Raw genomic sequence first — 15171 nt, 5'->3', positions numbered from 1 at the left:
TGCGCGAAAAGAATGCGGAGGGGAGGGGGTGTCGCCGGGCTCAGGAATCTGCAGCGAGGGTGCAGACTTGGTGGTCACCGGCCTGGAGCGTGGCCTGCGAGCGCGCGGCACGGCGCAGCGGCGCTGTGGCGCTGGCGGTCGTGGCGGTGGAGTGGCTCGCAAACATCGGCGGCACTATAGGCAGCGGTTTCAAGACCGTCAAATCAATCCGCACTGCCTTGGTGCGGATTGGGCGCGCGCGCAAACGCAAGTGATGGTGGCTTGCGAGCGCGCTCGGGGCCTTTACACGCAGCGTCCGCCATCCACCTCGATGCACACGCCGCTGATGAACGACGCCTCGTCGCTCGCCAGGTACAGCGCCGCGTTGGCCACGTCCAGCGCGGTGGAGAAGCGGCCCAGCGGAATGGTGGCCAGGAACTTGGCGCGGCGCGCATCGTCCACCGGGCCGCCCGCAAACTCGGCGGCCAGGCCGGTGTCGGGGTTGAACACGGGGTTGATGCAGTTCACGCGGATGTTGTCGGGGCCCAGCTCAGCGGCCATGGACTTGCTGGTGATGATGACGGCGCCCTTGGAGCCGTTGTACCAGGTCAGGCCTGGGCGCGGACGCAGCCCGGCGGTGGACGCGATGTTGATGATGCTGCCGCCCCCGGACTGGCGCAGCGCGGGCACGGCGTGGATGGCACTCAGGTAGATGCTCTTCATGTTGATGGCATAGACCTTGTCGAACTCGTCCTCGCTCACTTCGAGCATGGGGCGGTTGCGGTGCGTCCAGCCTGCGTTGTTTACCACCACGTCCAGGCGGCCGTACAGGCGCACGGCTTCGTCGACCATGGCCTTCACTTCGGCGGATTTCGTCACGTCGGCCTTGAAGAACGCGGCGGTGCCGCCGGCTGCCGCGATTTCGGCCACCACGCGCTGGCCCCCGGCCTCGTTGATGTCGTTGACGATGACCTTGCCGCCTTCAGCGGCCAAGCGCTTGGCGATGCCTTCGCCAATGCCGTTGCCGGCGCCGGTGACGATGATGGATTTGTTCTGTGCGCGCATGGGCTCTCCGATGGGTTTGTTGGGTAGTATCAAATTTGATAGCTGCTAGCGCTTGTCTATCAAGCGCTAGAGGCTGATTTGACGGATATTTCGGTGGTGGGTGACTGCGGGGAGGTGTCTGTGGCCATGGCGGCAGGCGCCTGCGGCACCCGGCCATAAAACTGCGGAAAGTATTCCTTCACGCCGCTGCCGTTGAAGTCCCAGCCCGTGCACTGGCCCAGGTGGCGTGGCGGTTCGTCGGGGTTGCTGGACGAAAAGACGGCAGGCACTGACTGAAAGGCCGCCGTGGCCAGGTTGAACAGAAGTTCGCGCAAATGCGTGCAGCTTTCTACGCCGCCCAGGTGCTTCTGGATGGCCTGGCGCCAGCCGCGTGCCATGCCGCAGCCCACCATGCGCTGCAGTGCGGCCTGGGCCTCGGTGCAGCCCTTGAGCGGGTGCGAGTCCATGGACACGTCCACCGCCTGCACCACCAGTTGGCGGTTCACGGTCACGCGCAGCCACATGTGGTGGATGGCCTCACCCGCCAGGCGCGTGCGCGTCGGGTCGCGGTGCGAGGGGGCGTCGTAGGCCTTGCTGTCGTGCAGCTCGCCTTCGATGTCCCACAGGCCATCGTCGCGTTCAAAGCCCTGGTAGTTGACCCGGCGGACATGCTTGAGGGTGCGGGGTGCGGGGGGGCTCAGGGGCATGGCAAAAGAAAAATCGTCGTACAGAGGATCAGAGATTAGCGGTGCACGGCCGCGCCGTCGTGCGCAGGCGTGACACCACTGAAGCGCGATTAACCGTACTTGATGGCGACCGTCTTCAGGGTGGTGAAGCCGTACAGCGCCTCAAAGCCCTTTTCGCGCCCGTAGCCGCTGGATTTGACGCCGCCAAACGGCAGCTCCACACCACCCGCAGCGCCATAGTTGTTGATGAACACCTGTCCGCTGTGCACGCGCTTGGCCATGCGGAACTGGCGGGCGCCATCGCGCGTCCAGATACCGGCTACCAGGCCGAATTGCGTGGCGTTGGCCAGCTCCACCGCATGGTCTTCGTCCTGAAAGGCCATCGCCGACAGCACGGGGCCGAAGACTTCTTCCTGTGCCAGGCGGTGGCCCACGGGTACATCGCGCAGCAGGGTGGGGGCTTGGTAGTAGCCGGTCTCGGGCGCTTCGTCCACTACCACGCCCTGGGCCACCATGGGGATGCCGGCCACTTGCGCGTCCGACAGAAAGTCCCACACGCGCTGCTGCTGCGTCTGGCGGATAAGCGGGCCCACGTCCAGGTCCATGGCGGCGGGGCCGACGCGCAACTTTTCAAACGCCTTGCCCAGGCGCTCCAGCAGGGGTTCATAAATCAGCGAGTCGATCAGCACGCGCGAGCCGGCCGAGCAGGTCTGCCCGGCGTTCTGCACGATGGCGTTGATTACCACGGGGATGGCGGCATCGAGGTCCGCATCCGCAAAGATGATCTGCGGGCTCTTGCCGCCCAGCTCCAGCGTCACGGGGCAGTGGCGCTCGGCAGCCACCTGCTGGATCAGCGTGCCGATCTTGGGGCTGCCGGTGAAGCTGATGTGGTCGATGCCGGGGTGGCGCGCCAGCGCGTCGCCCACCTCGTGGCCGTAGCCGGTGACGATGTTGAGCGCGCCGGAGGGAAAGCCCACCTCGGCCGCCAGCTGCGCCACGCGGATCAGTGACATGCAGGCGTCTTCCGCGGGTTTGACCACGCACACATTGCCCGCCGCCAGCGCGCCGCCCACGCTGCGGCCGAAGATCTGCATGGGGTAGTTCCAGGGGATCACATGGCCCGTCACGCCGTGGGGCTCGCGCCAGGTCAGCACGCTGTAGCCGTCGGGGTAGGGGATCGTCTCGCCGTGGAACTTGTCGCACGCACCGGCGTAGAACTCGAAGTAGCGCGCCAGCGCAATCGCGTCGGCGCGTGCCTGCTTGGTGGGCTTGCCGCAGTCGCGCTGCTCCAGCGCCGTCAGCTCGTCCGCATGCTCCAGGATCTTGGCCGAGAGCTTTTGCAGCAGTCGGCCGCGCTCCACCGGCGCCAGCTTCTGCCACACCGCGTGGTAGCACTGGCGGGCCGCATGCACCGCCGCGTCGATGTCGTCGGCGTTGCTGCGCTGGATCTCGTCGAAGGGCTGGCCGTCGGACGGGTCGATCATGGCAATCGTGCGGCCCGAGGCGGACGGCACCGAGGCGTTGGCGATGTAGTTCAGTTGCATGGCCGTCATTTTGCCCGGAAATGAAATGTGTGCTTATTATTTAAGTAAAAAATGCTTCTGGCGCTTGTTGGTAAAGCGCTGGTAGCTATATATTTAATAGCAATTCAATAGCAGGTGGCGCGCAGTGCCGCCAGGTCCAGAATCTCCAGCTCGCCGCGTTGCACGCGCACCAGGTGGCGCGATTCCAGGTCCTTGAGGATCTGGTTTGTGGTTTGGCGCGAGATGGCCAGCATCAGCGACAACTGCTCTTGCGAGATGGACAGCACGCGGCGCGACCGCCCCTCGGCCGTCCACTGGCCGTAGCCCTCGGCCATCATCACCAGGCGGCGCGCCAGGCGTTGTGGCGCAGGCAACAGGGCCAGCTCTTCCATGGCCACAAAGGCCGAGCGCAGCTTGTCGGTGAGCAGCAGCGCGAGCGCATGCCAGTGCTGCGGGTGGGCCTGCAGCCACGCCTGCAGCCGCTCGTGCGGAATGTGCAGCAGCGTGGTGGGCTCGGTGGCCTGCGCGTCGTGCGTGCGTGCGGAGTTGTCGAACACCGAGATTTCGCCAAACCAGTGTGGCGGCTCCAGGCGGATCAGCAGCGCGGCCCGCGCCTCGTCGGCCCGGCCGCCAGTGCCCGAGATGCTGACCGCGCCGCGCACCACCGCATACAGCCCGCAGGGCGCATCGCCGCGCAGAAACAGCACTTCGCCCGTCTGCAAATGGCGCACCTGTGCCATGGCCAGCAGCGGCTGGGCAAAGTCGGGCGGCAGGTGGGCAAACCAGCGGCCGGACTGGAGGACGGGCAGATAGGTGGCGGGGTCGGTCATGCAGTGCAGATTGGGCGCGAGGCAGGGTGGGGCGGTGCCGTGGGAGTGTGCCTTTTTGTCGTCTGCACGACAGACGCTGGCAATGCCCCGGGGCGAGTATTGATGCTGCTCAAAACAACAGCCGGAGACACCCATGAAAACCCTGATCGACCACCTTGCGCAGTACGCCGACTACCACCGCGACCCGCGCAACATCCACACCCATTTTGTGGGCGTCCCGATGATCATGTTTGCGGTGGTCATCCTGCTGTCGCGCCCGACCTGGATGGCGGGCGCGTTGCCGCTGAGCCCTGCGCTGTTCGCTGCGCTGGCGGCCAGCGTCTTCTACTTCCGGCTGGATATGCGTTTTGGCCTGGCCATGGCGACCCTGCTGGCGGCCATGCTGGTGGGGGGGCAGTGGGTAGCTTTGCAGAGCATGGCGGTGTGGCTGGCCACGGGCATCGGCCTGTTTGCCGTCGGCTGGGTGATTCAGTTCGTGGGCCACTACTACGAAGGTCGCAAGCCCGCGTTTGTGGACGACTTGGTGGGCCTGATCGTCGGCCCGCTGTTTGTGGTGGCCGAGTGGGCCTTTGCGCTGGGTTTGCGCAAGGAAGTGCAGGCGGCGATCGAGCGGCGCAGCGGCCCGGTGCGACTGCGCACCGGCCAGGCACCTGCATAAGCCCCGCGCGTGACCCATGAGCTTTGTTTCCATACTTCCCACCTTGTTGTTCATCGCCCTGGGGCTGGTCATGTTCGGCCTGGGCCTTTCGCTCACGGTGGGCGACTTCAAGCGCCTGCTGCAGCATCCGCGTGCCGTGGTGCTGGCTCTGGTGCTGCAGGTGCTGGTGCTGCCAGCGGCGTGCTACGCCCTCATCGTGCTGCTGGGCGTGGCGCCACTCTACGCGGTGGGACTGATGCTGCTGGCGGCTTCACCGGGTGGGGTGTCGGCCAACCTGTTCAGCCATCTTTTTGGTGGCAATGTGGCGATGAACATCTCGCTCACCGCCATCAACACCGTGTTGTCCATCGTGAGCCTGCCGCTCATCACCAACTGGGCGATCAACACCTTTGCGCACACGGGCCAGGTGGTGCCACTGCAGTTTGGCAAGGTGGTCGAGGTGATCGTCATCGTGCTCGTGCCGGTGGTGCTGGGCATGGCGGTGCACCGGCGCGCGCCGGCCTTCAGCGCCCGCATGGAAAAGCCCATGAAGATTTTCAGCGCCGTGGTGCTGGCCGCTTTTGCGCTGATTGCGATTGCCAAGGAGTGGACGGCGCTGGTCGAGTCCTTCGCGGGCATCGGTCCGGCCGTGTTGTTGTTCAATGCGATCAGTCTTGCGTCGGGGTACTACCTGTCGCGGGCGGCGGGGCTCGACAAGTCCATGGCCACGGCCATCAGTTTCGAGATCGGCATCCACAACTCCACGCTGGCCATCTTCATCGCGCTGTCGGTGCTGGGCAACTTTCAGCTGGCACTGCCTGCGGCCATCTACTCGGTCAGCATGTACATACTGGCGACGCTGTTTGGTGGGCTGGTGCTGCGGCGTGGTGCCCAGCCAGCGGCCGCCGTCAGCGCCTGAAACAGCATTCTGGCGTTGTGGCTCAGCGTGCGCCCACGGGCACGTAGGCGTCGCTGTGCTGGGTCAGCCATTGCTGTGACAGGTCCGTGCCGTGCTGGCTGGGGTGAAAGTCGCGGCGCAGGTATTCGCGCCATGGGCGCCAGGTTTCGCGCACCAGGCCGCCCTTGCCAAACAGCGTGCGCGCCGCACTGGCCCAGGTGGTCCATTTCCACAGGGTTCCGTCGCGGCGCAGGTTCAGCACCGTCTGGCGCAAGGCGTCGCCCAAGAAGACGAGGGTGATGCGGCGGAACCAGGTGATGCGCCACTCGTGGTTGCCGCCCAGCGCCTGGTAGATGTCGAACGCCGTGTTCTTGTGCTCGGCCTCTTCGGCGCAGTGCCATTGCCACATCGTGGCCAGGCGGGGTTCGGCTCCCGCCAGTGTTTCGGGGTGGGCCAGCAGCCATTCGGCCAGCAGCGCGGTGAAGTGCTCGTTGGCAGCCGTCACGGCCAGGGGGTGGCGTGGGTCGGCTCCGGCAAAAAGCTTCATGCGCTCCTGCGCGCGGGACGCCCATTCGTTGACCAGGCCCTGCTTTTCGAGGTGCCCATTGAACAGCGCATGGATGCGGCGGTGAGTGGCCTCTTGTCCGATGAAGCCGCGCACCTCGTCGGCAAATTGCGCGTGTTGCTCGGGCGGCATGGCTTTGTGCCCGCCCTTCACAGCGTCGATGAAGAACTGCTCCCCCACCGGGAAGCTCATCGACAGCGCATTGAAGAACGCCGTGCGAAACGCATCGCCGCCGCACCAGTGGCGGTCAAAAGGCGTTTCCAGGTCAATGAGCAGGCGTCGCACGACGAGTTCGGTCATGGGGATGGATCTCCGGGAGCTCGGTAAAAAGATAACGTCTTTGTGGTTTGGTACGTTGTAGTACCAGTGGTGAGGAATCATGGAGTGCGCATGTGGTACTGTCAAGTACCTGTTAACCCCAAGGGAATCTGCCAGCATGACCGCACTGCAAGCCGCCCCCCGACCTGGCGCCACCGAGGGTAAGGAGCATCGGGATCGCCTGCTGCAGGGCATGGCCCGCGCCGTGGCGACCAAAGGCTATGCCGACACCACGATTGCAGACATCGTGCGCGAGGCTGGCGTCTCGCGGCGTACTTTCTACGAGAACTTTGCCGACAAGGCCGAATGCCTGACAGCGCTGTACGAATCGGCAAGCGGCAACGCACTGGCGGTGCTGCGTGGCGCCATCAACCCCCAAAGCGATTGGCAGGCCCAGGTGGAGCAGGCGCTGTCGGCGTACTTTGGTGCGCTGGCCTGCAATCCGGTTCTGCTGCGCACTCTGTTCATTGAAATCCTGGGCCTGGGCATGCCCGGCCTGGCCGCGCGGCGGCGGGCCAATCAGCACCTGGTGGACCTGATGCTGGAGGTGGTGAACACCCGTACTGGCGATCAGGGCCAACGCCATCTTCCCTTGAAGCCCGTGATGGCCATGGCCGTGGTGGGAGGCATCAATGAGATGGTGCTGCAGTCCATCGAGCAAGGTCGGGCTGGGGCTTTGCAGGAACTGGTGAAGCCTGCTGCGGCGCTGCTGCGGGCTGCGATTGCGGCGGAGTTTTAACTGTGGCGGGGTGTGGTGGCGACGTGGAGCCAGCGTTTGCAGCCTTGAAAAACCGCTACCAAAGCCAACCCGGCGCCCAGGGCCGCCAACCACTGAGGGAATGACAGCGGCGCGAACCTGAACGCTGCGGCAAGCCAAGGCACGGTGGTGATAGCCGTCAACGCCGCCAGTGTGCCGCCCAGCACCCACAGGCTGACGGGTGTGAGGCCCGCCCACAGGCTGCGCCAGCTGGTCTGGTTGCTGCGGCTGGGCAGGATGAGTGCTGCGTTGGCAGCCACCAGCACCACGAAGGCGGCCGTGCTGGCCGTGGCAGCATGCGCGGCCTGGCCCAGCAGCCAGGCATAGAGGCTCACCACGGCAGCCGTCACCACGCCGCCCTGCGCCAGGCTCAGCAGGATGTGGCGGGCTGAAAGCAAGGGTTCATCGGCGCGGCGCGGCGGCTGCTGCATAAGGTCGGCCGCACCTTCCTCGGCCTCAAAGACGATGGAGCAGGCGGGGTCGATGACCAGTTCCAGAAACGCAATGTGCAGCGGTGCCAGCACCAGCGGCAGCCCAAAAAGCACCGGCAGCAGCGCCAGCCCGATGATGGGCACATGCACGGCGAGCGTGTAGACCATGGCCTGGCGCAGGTTGGCAAAGGTCTGCCGCCCCCGGTGGATGGCCTGAACAATGGCTGCGAAATCGTCCTGCAGCAGCACCAGCGCTGCAGCCTCGCGCGCCACGTCGGTGCCGCGCTGGCCCATGGCGATGCCGATGTGGGCGGCCTTGAGGGCAGGGGCGTCGTTCACGCCGTCGCCCGTCATGGCCACCACCTCGCCCTGGGCCTTGAGGGCTTCGACCAGCGCGAGCTTCTGGTGCGGCTTGATGCGTGCGAACACGCTGACCTGCCGGACTTTGCTGGTGAGCATATCGGGGGACATCAAGGCCATGTCATCGCCGGTGACGACTTCGTCGTGGGCGATGCCCGCCTGGGCTGCAATCGCGCGTGCGGTGCGGGGGTGGTCGCCCGTGATCATCACCACGCGGATACCCGCCTGGTGACACTCTGCAATCGCCTGGGGCACCTCGGGTCGCAGGGGGTCGGCCAGGGCCACGAGGCCCAGCCATTCAAAGTCAAAGTCGTGCTGAATGCCGGGCCAGTCGTCTTGCACGCGGTGCCGGGCCTTGGCCACGCCCAGCACTCGAAGGCCCCGATCGGCCAGCCGAGCGGCCTGGGCGCTGACGGTGGCGCGCTCGGCGTCAGGCAGGTGGCACAGGTCGGCCACGGCTTCGGGCGCACCCTTGGTGGCCACGGTGTCGTGCGCGGATGTGCCGTCGCGCCACAAGTGGCTCATGGCCAGCAGCTGGGGCGAGAGCTCATATTCGCGCGCCAGCGACCAGGCGGGGTGCAGGTGCTCGGTGCCTGCCAGATGATTCCCCGCCATGCGGTGAAAGGCCTGCTCCATGGGGTCGTGCGGTTCGATCTCGCTGGCCAGCACGGCGTATTCGAGCAGTTCGTGAAAGGCCTCTGGCAGCGCCGTGCCACTTGCTTCGGCTGCTTTTTCGGGCAGGTTCTGCACATCCAGCTCCTCGCCCGCAATGCACAGTGCGGCCACGGCCATGCGGTTTTGCGTGAGGGTGCCGGTCTTGTCCACGCACAGCACTGTGGTCTGCCCCAGCGTTTCGATGGCGTTGAGCCGCCGCGTCAATACCTGCTGCGCCGCCAGCCGCCGTGCAGCCAGGGCCAGGAAGACGATCATGATCACCGGAAGCTCTTGCGGCAGGATGCCCATGGCCAGGGTGATGCCTGCCAGCACTGCTTGCAACGCGTCGCCGCGCAGTGCCCAGAACAGGGCCACCAGCAGCACGCACAGCGACAGGCCGATCAGCACGAGCTTGTGGGTGAGCCGTGCCATTTCTTCACGCAAAGGCGAGGCCTGCAGCGCAATGGTGTCGAGCGACTGGCCAATGCGCCCCAGCTCGGTGTGGCGCCCCACGGCCGTCACCTGCAGCAGGCCCTGGCCGCTGACCACCAGCGTACCTGCAAATACCTTGTCGGCAATCTGCTTGGCCACGGGCTCGGATTCACCGGTCAGCATCGATTCGTTGGTGGCCAGCTCGTGCGCCTGCAGCAGGGTGCCGTCAGCCGGGATGCGGTCGCCCTCGGCAATCATCAGCAGGTCCTCGCGCACCACATCGCGGCCTGCGATGCGCACCATGGTGCCGCCTCGCAGCGCCAGCGCGCGGGGGCTGGAGAGGTCGCGCAGGGCGTTGAGGGTGTTGTCGGTGCGGCGCTCCTGCAGCACCGTAATGGTCATGATGATCACCACAAACCCCAGCAGGATCAGGGCCTCGTGCGCGTCGCCCATCGCCAGGTAGATGCCGCCTGCACCCAGCAGCAGCAAGAACATGGGCTCGCGCACCACGTCCCAGGCCATGTCGCGCAGCGTGCGGCGCTGGCTGATGCCCAGTTCGTTGGGGCCTTCTTCACGCAGGCGTTGGGCGGCAACGGCCGGGTCAAGGCCAGTCGGTGGGGGTTGTGCAGGCATCTGGGGGCGTGGGGAGTCTTGAGACGATCTTTCTTATACCTTTGATCGGTGAAAGTGTCCGTGCGCTGGTGCTGATGTTTCCCAGATCACACCTTGCAACTCACACCTCGCACAGCACAAAGTCTGCCTTGCCCACATTGCACTCAGGGCACCGCCAATCGTCGGGCACATCGGCCCACAGGGTGCCTGGCGCAATGCCCTCATCGGGCAAGCCTGCAGCTTCGTCATAGATCCAGCCGCAGACCACGCACATATAGATTTTCATGGGTTGATCCTGAAAGTTGTTTTGATGGGCTTCAGTCGTCATCGTGGTGTCTGCTGCGCTCGCTCGTCGTGCCGCTGGCAATCAAACCATTGGGCGATTGCTGCCACTCCCATGCGCCAAAGGCCAGCACTGCCAGCAGCAGCGCGGCCGCCAGCCAGGTGCGGTTTTTCTGCACCAGGTTGGGCCCTGGGCCTTCCACGCGCCCGGTCACCATGGGCAGCGCCTGATTCTTGCGCCGCAGCATGCTCAGGCTGGCAATCAATGCGAGGTGGGCCAGCACGACAAACAGCATGGCTTCTCCGAAGAACTCGTGCACTTCTTCGATCCAGTCGCCACCCAACACGTCGCCCCAATCGTTGTAGGTGGCATAGCCGCTCAAGGTGATAGGAACGACCAGGACCAGCAGCAGCAGCACCGCCAGTGCCATCAGCAGGTTTTGCCCCTGGCGCCAGTTCACCTGGCTCACCTGGCTGGCAGAGCGTGCTTGGGACAGGGTGCGCAGCCATGCGGGAGCCCCGGCCAGCTTGCGCCACAGCAGGCCCAGGCCCGAAGTGCGAGGGCCAAAGATTCCGTACAGCACGCGAAAGCCCAGCAGGCCCGCCATGGTGTAGCCCAACGTGACGTGCAGCAGCCGCCAGTGCTCGCCATCGGTCGTGGCGTAGGCGCCCACAAAGCAGAGCGCAAACAGCCAGTGGAACATGCGCGTGGGCGCGTCGGTGACCCGGCGGCTGGGCGTTTGGGCAGTCGCTGGCTGCGCTGTGGCGCTGACCGGGTCGAAGGAGGGGGTGGTTTGCATTGTGTTTTCCTTGGGTTCAGTCGTTCCAGGCGCGGCGTGATCGGGCATCCAGCCCCGCGGGCATGCGCAGGTCGTGGTCGTCAAATTGCCCTTGGTCGGCACCCGTGTGGCAGGCCGCGCAGTTGGCGGCGCTTTTCACGCTGGCAAGCTTCCAGGCGGCGGGCTCGATCTTTCGGTGTTTGCGCTCAAACCAGGCCGAGCGGGTGATGCGGTCCTCGGGAGGCTCTTCGCTCACGCGCTTGTAGGTGCCGGCGTGGGACTGCAGCCACTGGTTGAGCTGGCGCACGGTGGCCGCGTCCAGCGATGCGTCGGTGCCATAGTGCTTGTCGAGCCCCGTCATCACGCGGTTCCACGACGCGGCGGGCAGCAGCCCGGGTGGGTAGGCGGTGTGGCAGGCGGCGCATTCCTGCGTGTAGGCGCTAGGCACGTTGCGGGGCATGGCGCGCCCGCTGTCTGCATGGGCGCTGGGGAGCGCCTGCAGGGCCAGCATGCACAGTGCTGCGGCCATGGCGGCGGGGCGAATGGGGGCAAGTTTTTTCATGGTGTTGAGATTCAAGGCTTGAGTGCGTTGAAGGCGCTAACGTAGGCCAACACATCGGCCTTTTCCATGGCCGTGCATTCGCGGCTCAGCACGTCGTTGCAGTTGCGGCGGAACCACTTGTCCACCTTGGCGGTGTCGGTGAATGCCTTGGGGTTGAAGGCAGGGGCCAGGGGCGCTATCGACTTGCCGGTGCTGGCGTGTTTGCCCTGCGCGGTGGGCGGCGTGCCGTGGCAGGATGCGCAAGACCACTCGCCGCCGTGCCGGGTGGTGAAGAACACCTTGCCCTTGTCGGCGTTGCCGGGGCTGCCTGCCTGTGCGCTCCAGTGCGCGAGCTGCTGGGCGGCGGTGGTGTCGGCGGCGTGGCTGGGGCTGGCTGCGGCCCAAAGGCACAGTGCAGCCAGGGCCAGGGTGCGAACGGTTGTCATCGTGGTGTCCTTGTGGGTGTTGGTTGTCCTATGCAGCCATTGTTGAAACCCCAGCCTGAACGGCGCGTGAAAGGGCTGTTCATCGGCCGTTCAGACACTGCGCGGGACAATGCACCCATGTTTTTTTCCCCCCACCATGCTTCAGAGCGCTGCCACGCCATGCGCTGGGGCGCGGCGGCTTGTCTGCTGTGGGCGGCAGCGGTAATCACGCCAAACGCCCTGGCCAGCGGCAAGGACGACCACGACCGCGCCCGGCAGGCCGTGCAGGCGGGCCAGGTGCTGCCGCTGCCTGCAGTGCTGGAGCGCCTGCAGCGCGAAGTGCCCGGCCAGGTGCTCGAAGTGGAGCTGGAGCAGGAGCGGGATCGCTGGATTTACGAGATCAAGCTGCTCACACCTGCGGGGCAGTTGACCAAGGTCAAGCTCGATGCACGCACGGCCGAGGTGCTGCGCGTCAAATCGCGCGACGATCAACGTACCGGCCGAGAACACCGCTAAGACTGCCCTGCGTGGGCTCGTGCCCATGCAAGCAGACGAGGCTTCCAATCGCCCGATTTCGCTCCAACCCTTCGGGCAAGGTACTTGTGCGACCCTAAAAAGACACTGAACAGGTTCTATAGCCCATGCGCATCCTCCTCGTAGAAGACGACACGCAGCTGCGCACCCAGTTGCGCACCGCGCTGCAAGGCGCGGGATACACCGTGGACGAGGCCGACAACGGGCGCGACGCGCAGTTTCTGGGCGACACCGAGGCTGTGGATGCCGTGGTGCTGGACCTGGGCTTGCCGGTGGTGGATGGGCTCACGGTGCTCAAGCGCTGGCGGGCCGAGGGGCGCAACATGCCGGTGCTGATCCTCACCGCGCGGGACAACTGGCACGAGAAGGTGGCGGGCATTGATGCGGGTGCCGATGACTACCTGACCAAGCCCTTTCACCTCGAAGAGTTGCTGGCACGCCTGCGTGCGCTGATCCGCCGCGCCAGCGGGCAGGCGTCTGCGGTGCTGCAGTGTGGCGACTGGTCGCTGGACACCCGCAGCGGCCGCATGACCTGCGCAGGACAGCCCGTGGCGCTCACGGCGCACGAGTACAAGGTGCTCGACTACCTCATGCACCGGCCTGGCGTGTTGGTGTCACGTGCCGAGCTGACCGAACACATCTACGCGCAGGACTTTGACCGGGACTCCAACACCATCGAAGTGTTTGTGGGGCGCCTGCGCAAGAAGCTGCAGTCGGCTTCGGTCCACGCCGCTCGTATCGAGACGGTGCGTGGCATGGGCTACCGCCTGGTGCCGCCATGAACCGGGGCGCGAACCGCGGCGGTTTGCACTGGTCACGTTCCCTGCGGTTTCGGCTACTGGCCGTGACCGTGGCGGGGCTGACGGTGGCGGTGGTGCTGGCGGGCCTGGTGCTGAGTGGGCTGTTCCGCGAGCATGTGCAGCGCCAGTTCGAGGCGGCCCTTGTGCAGCAGCTGGACCAGGTCACGGCGCGGCTGGAGTTTGATGCCCAGGGCCAGCCGGGGATAGCTGCCCAGGCGCTGTCGGACCCGCGCTGGCTCAAACCCTATTCGGGCCTGTACTGGCAGGTGGACGCCATGGCGCCCGATGGGCGCGGCCGAGCGGGGGTGCTGCGCTCGCGCTCGTTGTGGGACACCAGCCTGACCCTGCAGGTGGATGCGCTGGCTGACGGTGCCGTGCATGTGCACGAAGTGGCAGGCCCGCAGGGCGCGCCCTTGCTGGTGCTGGAGCGCACCGTGCGTGCCGAGGGCACGGATGCGGCACGCTGGCGGCTGATCGTGGCGGCCGATCTGCAGGCCACCCAAGCGGCCACCGCGCAGTTCACGCGCGTACTGGCGCTGTCGCTGGCGGCCCTGCTGGTGCTGCTGGCCGCAGCCGCCTGGGCCCAGGTGGCCGTAGGGCTCAAGCCCTTGCAGGCGCTGCAGCGGGGCTTGCAGGATGTGCAGCAGGCACGCACCACACGGTTGCAGGGCGCATACCCTGCCGAGATGCAGCCACTGGTGGATGACTTCAACGCCGTGCTGGCCCGCAATGCCGAAGTGGTGGAGCGCGCGCGCACCCAGGCAGGCAATCTGGCGCATGCCTTGAAAACCCCGCTTTCGGTGCTGGAGAACGCGGCCTGCGCGCCAGCACCCCGTGATGGCGCAGCGCTGGCTGCATCGGTGCGCGAGCAGGTGCAGGTGGCGCGGCGCCACATCGACTGGCACCTGGCGCGATCCCGCGTGGCTGCATCGGCACACCTGCCCGGCCAGCGCACGGCGCTGGAGCCGGTGGTGGGCGGACTGGTGCGCGTGATGAACAAGGTGCATGCCGGGCGCGGGGTGGACATCACGGTGGCGCTGCCCGATGCCCCGCTGTTCTTTGCGGGCGAAGCGCAGGACCTGCAGGAAATGCTGGGCAACCTGCTGGACAACGCCTGCAAATGGGCGCAGTCCACCGTGCGCTTGCAAGCGCAGGTCCTTGGCGGGCAGCCGCCCCAGATGGTCGTCAGTGTCGAGGACGACGGCCCCGGCATCGGTGCGGCACAGCGTGCGCAGGCGGTGGAGCGTGGCGTGCGGCTGGACGAAACGGTGCCGGGCACGGGGCTGGGCCTGGCCATCGTGCAGGACTTGGCGGCCCTGTACGGCGGGCGGCTGGATCTGGAGCCTGCCGACCTGGGCGGCCTGCGGGTGGTGCTTGTGTTACCCGCGGCGCTCGAGACGGCGTAAAAAAGCCCGCCGAAGCGGGCTAAGGCCCTGACAAATCCCTTCAATCTCTCGAATGTCGCAAAGCCTTGGACTGGACGCCCCCAGCGTAGCACCCCCGTTGGAGTTTGACTACCCGGGGAACACCAGGGTGTGCCGCGAAGGTGGCGGGCCTTGGCCGGATGGCCAAGGAGATGGGATATTAGTTTTGATTGAAAATGGGCTCTAGCGCTTATCCATCAAGCGTTATAAGCTATGTTTTTAGGAGTAAATTCATAGCCTGCTCTCCACGCTGTTGCGCATGGCCGCCTGGGCCACGGCATCCAGGGCGCCGTCCACCACGGTCTGCTCGGTCAACACCTGCACGGCGCCCTGGTGGAAGAGCCGCTCCAGCAGCCGCAGGGTCATCGATTGGGTCCGGCCCGAGGCACTGGTGAAGAGGAAAAGCTGGCCTTGCGAGCCGATCCAGGACAGCTGGGTGCGTTCCCACTGGCCTGCCACTTGCAGGTTGACCCAGGTCCCAACAGCCAATGGGGCCAAGGGCGCGCTTGAGGCCAGGTGGGGCAAAGTGGCCAGGCCGTTGGTGGTGCTGGTGGATTCGGGCACAAGCTCGGCGCTCTCCGATACCGGGGACTGTGAGATGTCCACATAGCCGGATTCCTTGGCCTCGGACGGGGCGACCCACGGATCGTCATCCTCCAG

Annotated in this window: 17 protein-coding genes and 1 pseudogene; 6 read left to right on the top strand and 12 right to left on the bottom strand. The window is 66.0% G+C overall.

Annotation, left to right across the window (positions count from 1 at the left end):
• Positions 1-40 precede the first annotated feature (40 nt).
• From NFX52_RS30860 to NFX52_RS08880, 5 genes are all read right to left on the bottom strand, one after another.
• Positions 41-166, bottom strand: a complete 126-nt coding sequence (locus tag NFX52_RS30860; protein WP_255572555.1) for a hypothetical protein — start codon at positions 164-166, stop codon at positions 41-43.
• A 116-nt stretch (positions 167-282) separates the two neighbouring features.
• Positions 283-1044 carry an SDR family oxidoreductase gene (locus NFX52_RS08895; RefSeq protein ID WP_055398185.1) on the bottom strand — a complete coding sequence of 254 codons (762 nt, stop codon included), beginning with the start codon at positions 1042-1044 and terminating at the stop codon, positions 283-285.
• A gap of 59 nt (positions 1045-1103) precedes the next feature.
• Positions 1104-1730 (bottom strand): DUF2889 domain-containing protein, encoded by a 627-nt coding sequence (locus tag NFX52_RS08890; protein WP_055398184.1) that lies wholly within the window; start codon positions 1728-1730, stop codon positions 1104-1106.
• 89 nt (positions 1731-1819) lie between these two features.
• Positions 1820-3253 carry an aldehyde dehydrogenase family protein gene (locus NFX52_RS08885; RefSeq protein WP_207401949.1) on the bottom strand — a complete coding sequence of 478 codons (1434 nt, stop codon included), beginning with the start codon at positions 3251-3253 and terminating at the stop codon, positions 1820-1822.
• Positions 3254-3357: 104 nt separating this feature from the next.
• Positions 3358-4062 carry a Crp/Fnr family transcriptional regulator gene (locus NFX52_RS08880; protein WP_055398183.1) on the bottom strand — a complete coding sequence of 235 codons (705 nt, stop codon included), beginning with the start codon at positions 4060-4062 and terminating at the stop codon, positions 3358-3360.
• A 133-nt stretch (positions 4063-4195) separates the two neighbouring features.
• On the opposite strand from NFX52_RS08880, the gene NFX52_RS08875 reads away from it, so the two are divergent.
• Both NFX52_RS08875 and NFX52_RS08870 read left to right on the top strand, forming a co-directional pair.
• Positions 4196-4720, top strand: coding sequence for an Mpo1 family 2-hydroxy fatty acid dioxygenase (locus tag NFX52_RS08875; protein ID WP_055398182.1), 525 nt, complete (start codon positions 4196-4198; stop codon positions 4718-4720).
• A gap of 16 nt (positions 4721-4736) precedes the next feature.
• Positions 4737-5618: a bile acid:sodium symporter family protein gene (locus tag NFX52_RS08870; protein WP_055398181.1), complete on the top strand. Its 882-nt coding sequence runs from the start codon at positions 4737-4739 to the stop codon at positions 5616-5618.
• Positions 5619-5640: 22 nt separating this feature from the next.
• On the opposite strand, the gene NFX52_RS08865 is transcribed toward NFX52_RS08870, so the two are convergent.
• A complete protein-coding gene (locus NFX52_RS08865; protein WP_055398180.1) occupies positions 5641-6462 on the bottom strand; it encodes a metal-dependent hydrolase in 822 nt (273 codons plus the stop codon).
• A 136-nt stretch (positions 6463-6598) separates the two neighbouring features.
• Here NFX52_RS08865 and NFX52_RS08860 point away from each other — a divergent pair, with 136 nt between their 5' ends.
• Positions 6599-7219 carry a TetR/AcrR family transcriptional regulator gene (locus NFX52_RS08860; RefSeq protein WP_055398179.1) on the top strand — a complete coding sequence of 207 codons (621 nt, stop codon included), beginning with the start codon at positions 6599-6601 and terminating at the stop codon, positions 7217-7219.
• Here the strand turns inward: NFX52_RS08860 and NFX52_RS08855 are convergent.
• The 5 genes from NFX52_RS08855 to NFX52_RS08835 all read right to left on the bottom strand — a co-directional run bounded on the left by NFX52_RS08855 (position 7216) and on the right by NFX52_RS08835 (position 11774).
• A complete protein-coding gene (locus NFX52_RS08855; RefSeq protein WP_055398178.1) occupies positions 7216-9747 on the bottom strand; it encodes a cation-translocating P-type ATPase in 2532 nt (843 codons plus the stop codon). The two genes, NFX52_RS08860 and NFX52_RS08855, sit on opposite strands and share 4 nt — an antisense overlap.
• A gap of 100 nt (positions 9748-9847) precedes the next feature.
• The gene (locus NFX52_RS08850) at positions 9848-10012 is read right to left on the bottom strand and encodes a rubredoxin (protein WP_055398177.1); all 165 of its coding nucleotides are present in this window, start codon (positions 10010-10012) and stop codon (positions 9848-9850) included.
• A 31-nt stretch (positions 10013-10043) separates the two neighbouring features.
• On the bottom strand, positions 10044-10808 hold the full coding sequence (locus NFX52_RS08845) for a cytochrome b/b6 domain-containing protein (RefSeq protein WP_055398176.1): 765 nt from the start codon (positions 10806-10808) through the stop codon (positions 10044-10046).
• Positions 10809-10824: 16 nt separating this feature from the next.
• On the bottom strand, positions 10825-11349 hold the full coding sequence (locus NFX52_RS08840; protein WP_055398256.1) for a diheme cytochrome c: 525 nt from the start codon (positions 11347-11349) through the stop codon (positions 10825-10827).
• An 11-nt stretch (positions 11350-11360) separates the two neighbouring features.
• The gene (locus tag NFX52_RS08835; RefSeq protein ID WP_055398175.1) at positions 11361-11774 is read right to left on the bottom strand and encodes a DUF1924 domain-containing protein; all 414 of its coding nucleotides are present in this window, start codon (positions 11772-11774) and stop codon (positions 11361-11363) included.
• 117 nt (positions 11775-11891) lie between these two features.
• Here NFX52_RS08835 and NFX52_RS08830 point away from each other — a divergent pair, with 117 nt between their 5' ends.
• The 3 genes from NFX52_RS08830 (at position 11892) to NFX52_RS08820 (ending at position 14493) form a co-directional block, all read left to right on the top strand.
• Positions 11892-12269, top strand: a complete 378-nt coding sequence (locus NFX52_RS08830) for a PepSY domain-containing protein (RefSeq protein WP_055398255.1) — start codon at positions 11892-11894, stop codon at positions 12267-12269.
• A gap of 125 nt (positions 12270-12394) precedes the next feature.
• Positions 12395-13069 carry a response regulator transcription factor gene (locus NFX52_RS08825; protein ID WP_055398174.1) on the top strand — a complete coding sequence of 225 codons (675 nt, stop codon included), beginning with the start codon at positions 12395-12397 and terminating at the stop codon, positions 13067-13069.
• Complete coding sequence (locus tag NFX52_RS08820) at positions 13066-14493, top strand: sensor histidine kinase (RefSeq protein ID WP_055398173.1); 1428 nt, start codon at positions 13066-13068, stop codon at positions 14491-14493. Before NFX52_RS08825 ends, NFX52_RS08820 begins: the two co-directional genes overlap by 4 nt.
• 249 nt (positions 14494-14742) lie before the next feature.
• Here the strand turns inward: NFX52_RS08820 and NFX52_RS08815 are convergent.
• Positions 14743-15171 (bottom strand): annotated as a pseudogene (locus NFX52_RS08815) (DUF1631 family protein); the annotation flags it as partial.

Origin of the sequence: Acidovorax facilis (assembly GCF_023913775.1) — a bacterium.
Taxonomy (GTDB): domain Bacteria; phylum Pseudomonadota; class Gammaproteobacteria; order Burkholderiales; family Burkholderiaceae_C; genus Acidovorax; species Acidovorax facilis.
The sequence above is the reverse complement of the archived record's forward strand: the minus strand, read 5'-3'. Positions and strand labels throughout refer to the sequence as shown.

Excerpts from the sequence above, each read along its gene's own strand:
- NFX52_RS30860 (WP_255572555.1), bottom strand. The coding sequence starts at position 166 with ATGTTTGCGAGCCACTCCACCGCCACGACCGCCAGCGCCACAGCGCCG.
- NFX52_RS08895 (WP_055398185.1), bottom strand. The coding sequence starts at position 1,044 with ATGCGCGCACAGAACAAATCCATCATCGTCACCGGCGCCGGCAACGGC.
- NFX52_RS08890 (WP_055398184.1), bottom strand. The coding sequence starts at position 1,730 with ATGCCCCTGAGCCCCCCCGCACCCCGCACCCTCAAGCATGTCCGCCGG.
- NFX52_RS08885 (WP_207401949.1), bottom strand. The coding sequence starts at position 3,253 with ATGCAACTGAACTACATCGCCAACGCCTCGGTGCCGTCCGCCTCGGGC.
- NFX52_RS08880 (WP_055398183.1), bottom strand. The coding sequence starts at position 4,062 with ATGACCGACCCCGCCACCTATCTGCCCGTCCTCCAGTCCGGCCGCTGG.
- NFX52_RS08875 (WP_055398182.1), top strand. The coding sequence starts at position 4,196 with ATGAAAACCCTGATCGACCACCTTGCGCAGTACGCCGACTACCACCGC.
- NFX52_RS08870 (WP_055398181.1), top strand. The coding sequence starts at position 4,737 with ATGAGCTTTGTTTCCATACTTCCCACCTTGTTGTTCATCGCCCTGGGG.
- NFX52_RS08865 (WP_055398180.1), bottom strand. The coding sequence starts at position 6,462 with ATGACCGAACTCGTCGTGCGACGCCTGCTCATTGACCTGGAAACGCCT.
- NFX52_RS08860 (WP_055398179.1), top strand. The coding sequence starts at position 6,599 with ATGACCGCACTGCAAGCCGCCCCCCGACCTGGCGCCACCGAGGGTAAG.
- NFX52_RS08855 (WP_055398178.1), bottom strand. The coding sequence starts at position 9,747 with ATGCCTGCACAACCCCCACCGACTGGCCTTGACCCGGCCGTTGCCGCC.
- NFX52_RS08850 (WP_055398177.1), bottom strand. The coding sequence starts at position 10,012 with ATGAAAATCTATATGTGCGTGGTCTGCGGCTGGATCTATGACGAAGCT.
- NFX52_RS08845 (WP_055398176.1), bottom strand. The coding sequence starts at position 10,808 with ATGCAAACCACCCCCTCCTTCGACCCGGTCAGCGCCACAGCGCAGCCA.
- NFX52_RS08840 (WP_055398256.1), bottom strand. The coding sequence starts at position 11,349 with ATGAAAAAACTTGCCCCCATTCGCCCCGCCGCCATGGCCGCAGCACTG.
- NFX52_RS08835 (WP_055398175.1), bottom strand. The coding sequence starts at position 11,774 with ATGACAACCGTTCGCACCCTGGCCCTGGCTGCACTGTGCCTTTGGGCC.
- NFX52_RS08830 (WP_055398255.1), top strand. The coding sequence starts at position 11,892 with ATGTTTTTTTCCCCCCACCATGCTTCAGAGCGCTGCCACGCCATGCGC.
- NFX52_RS08825 (WP_055398174.1), top strand. The coding sequence starts at position 12,395 with ATGCGCATCCTCCTCGTAGAAGACGACACGCAGCTGCGCACCCAGTTG.
- NFX52_RS08820 (WP_055398173.1), top strand. The coding sequence starts at position 13,066 with ATGAACCGGGGCGCGAACCGCGGCGGTTTGCACTGGTCACGTTCCCTG.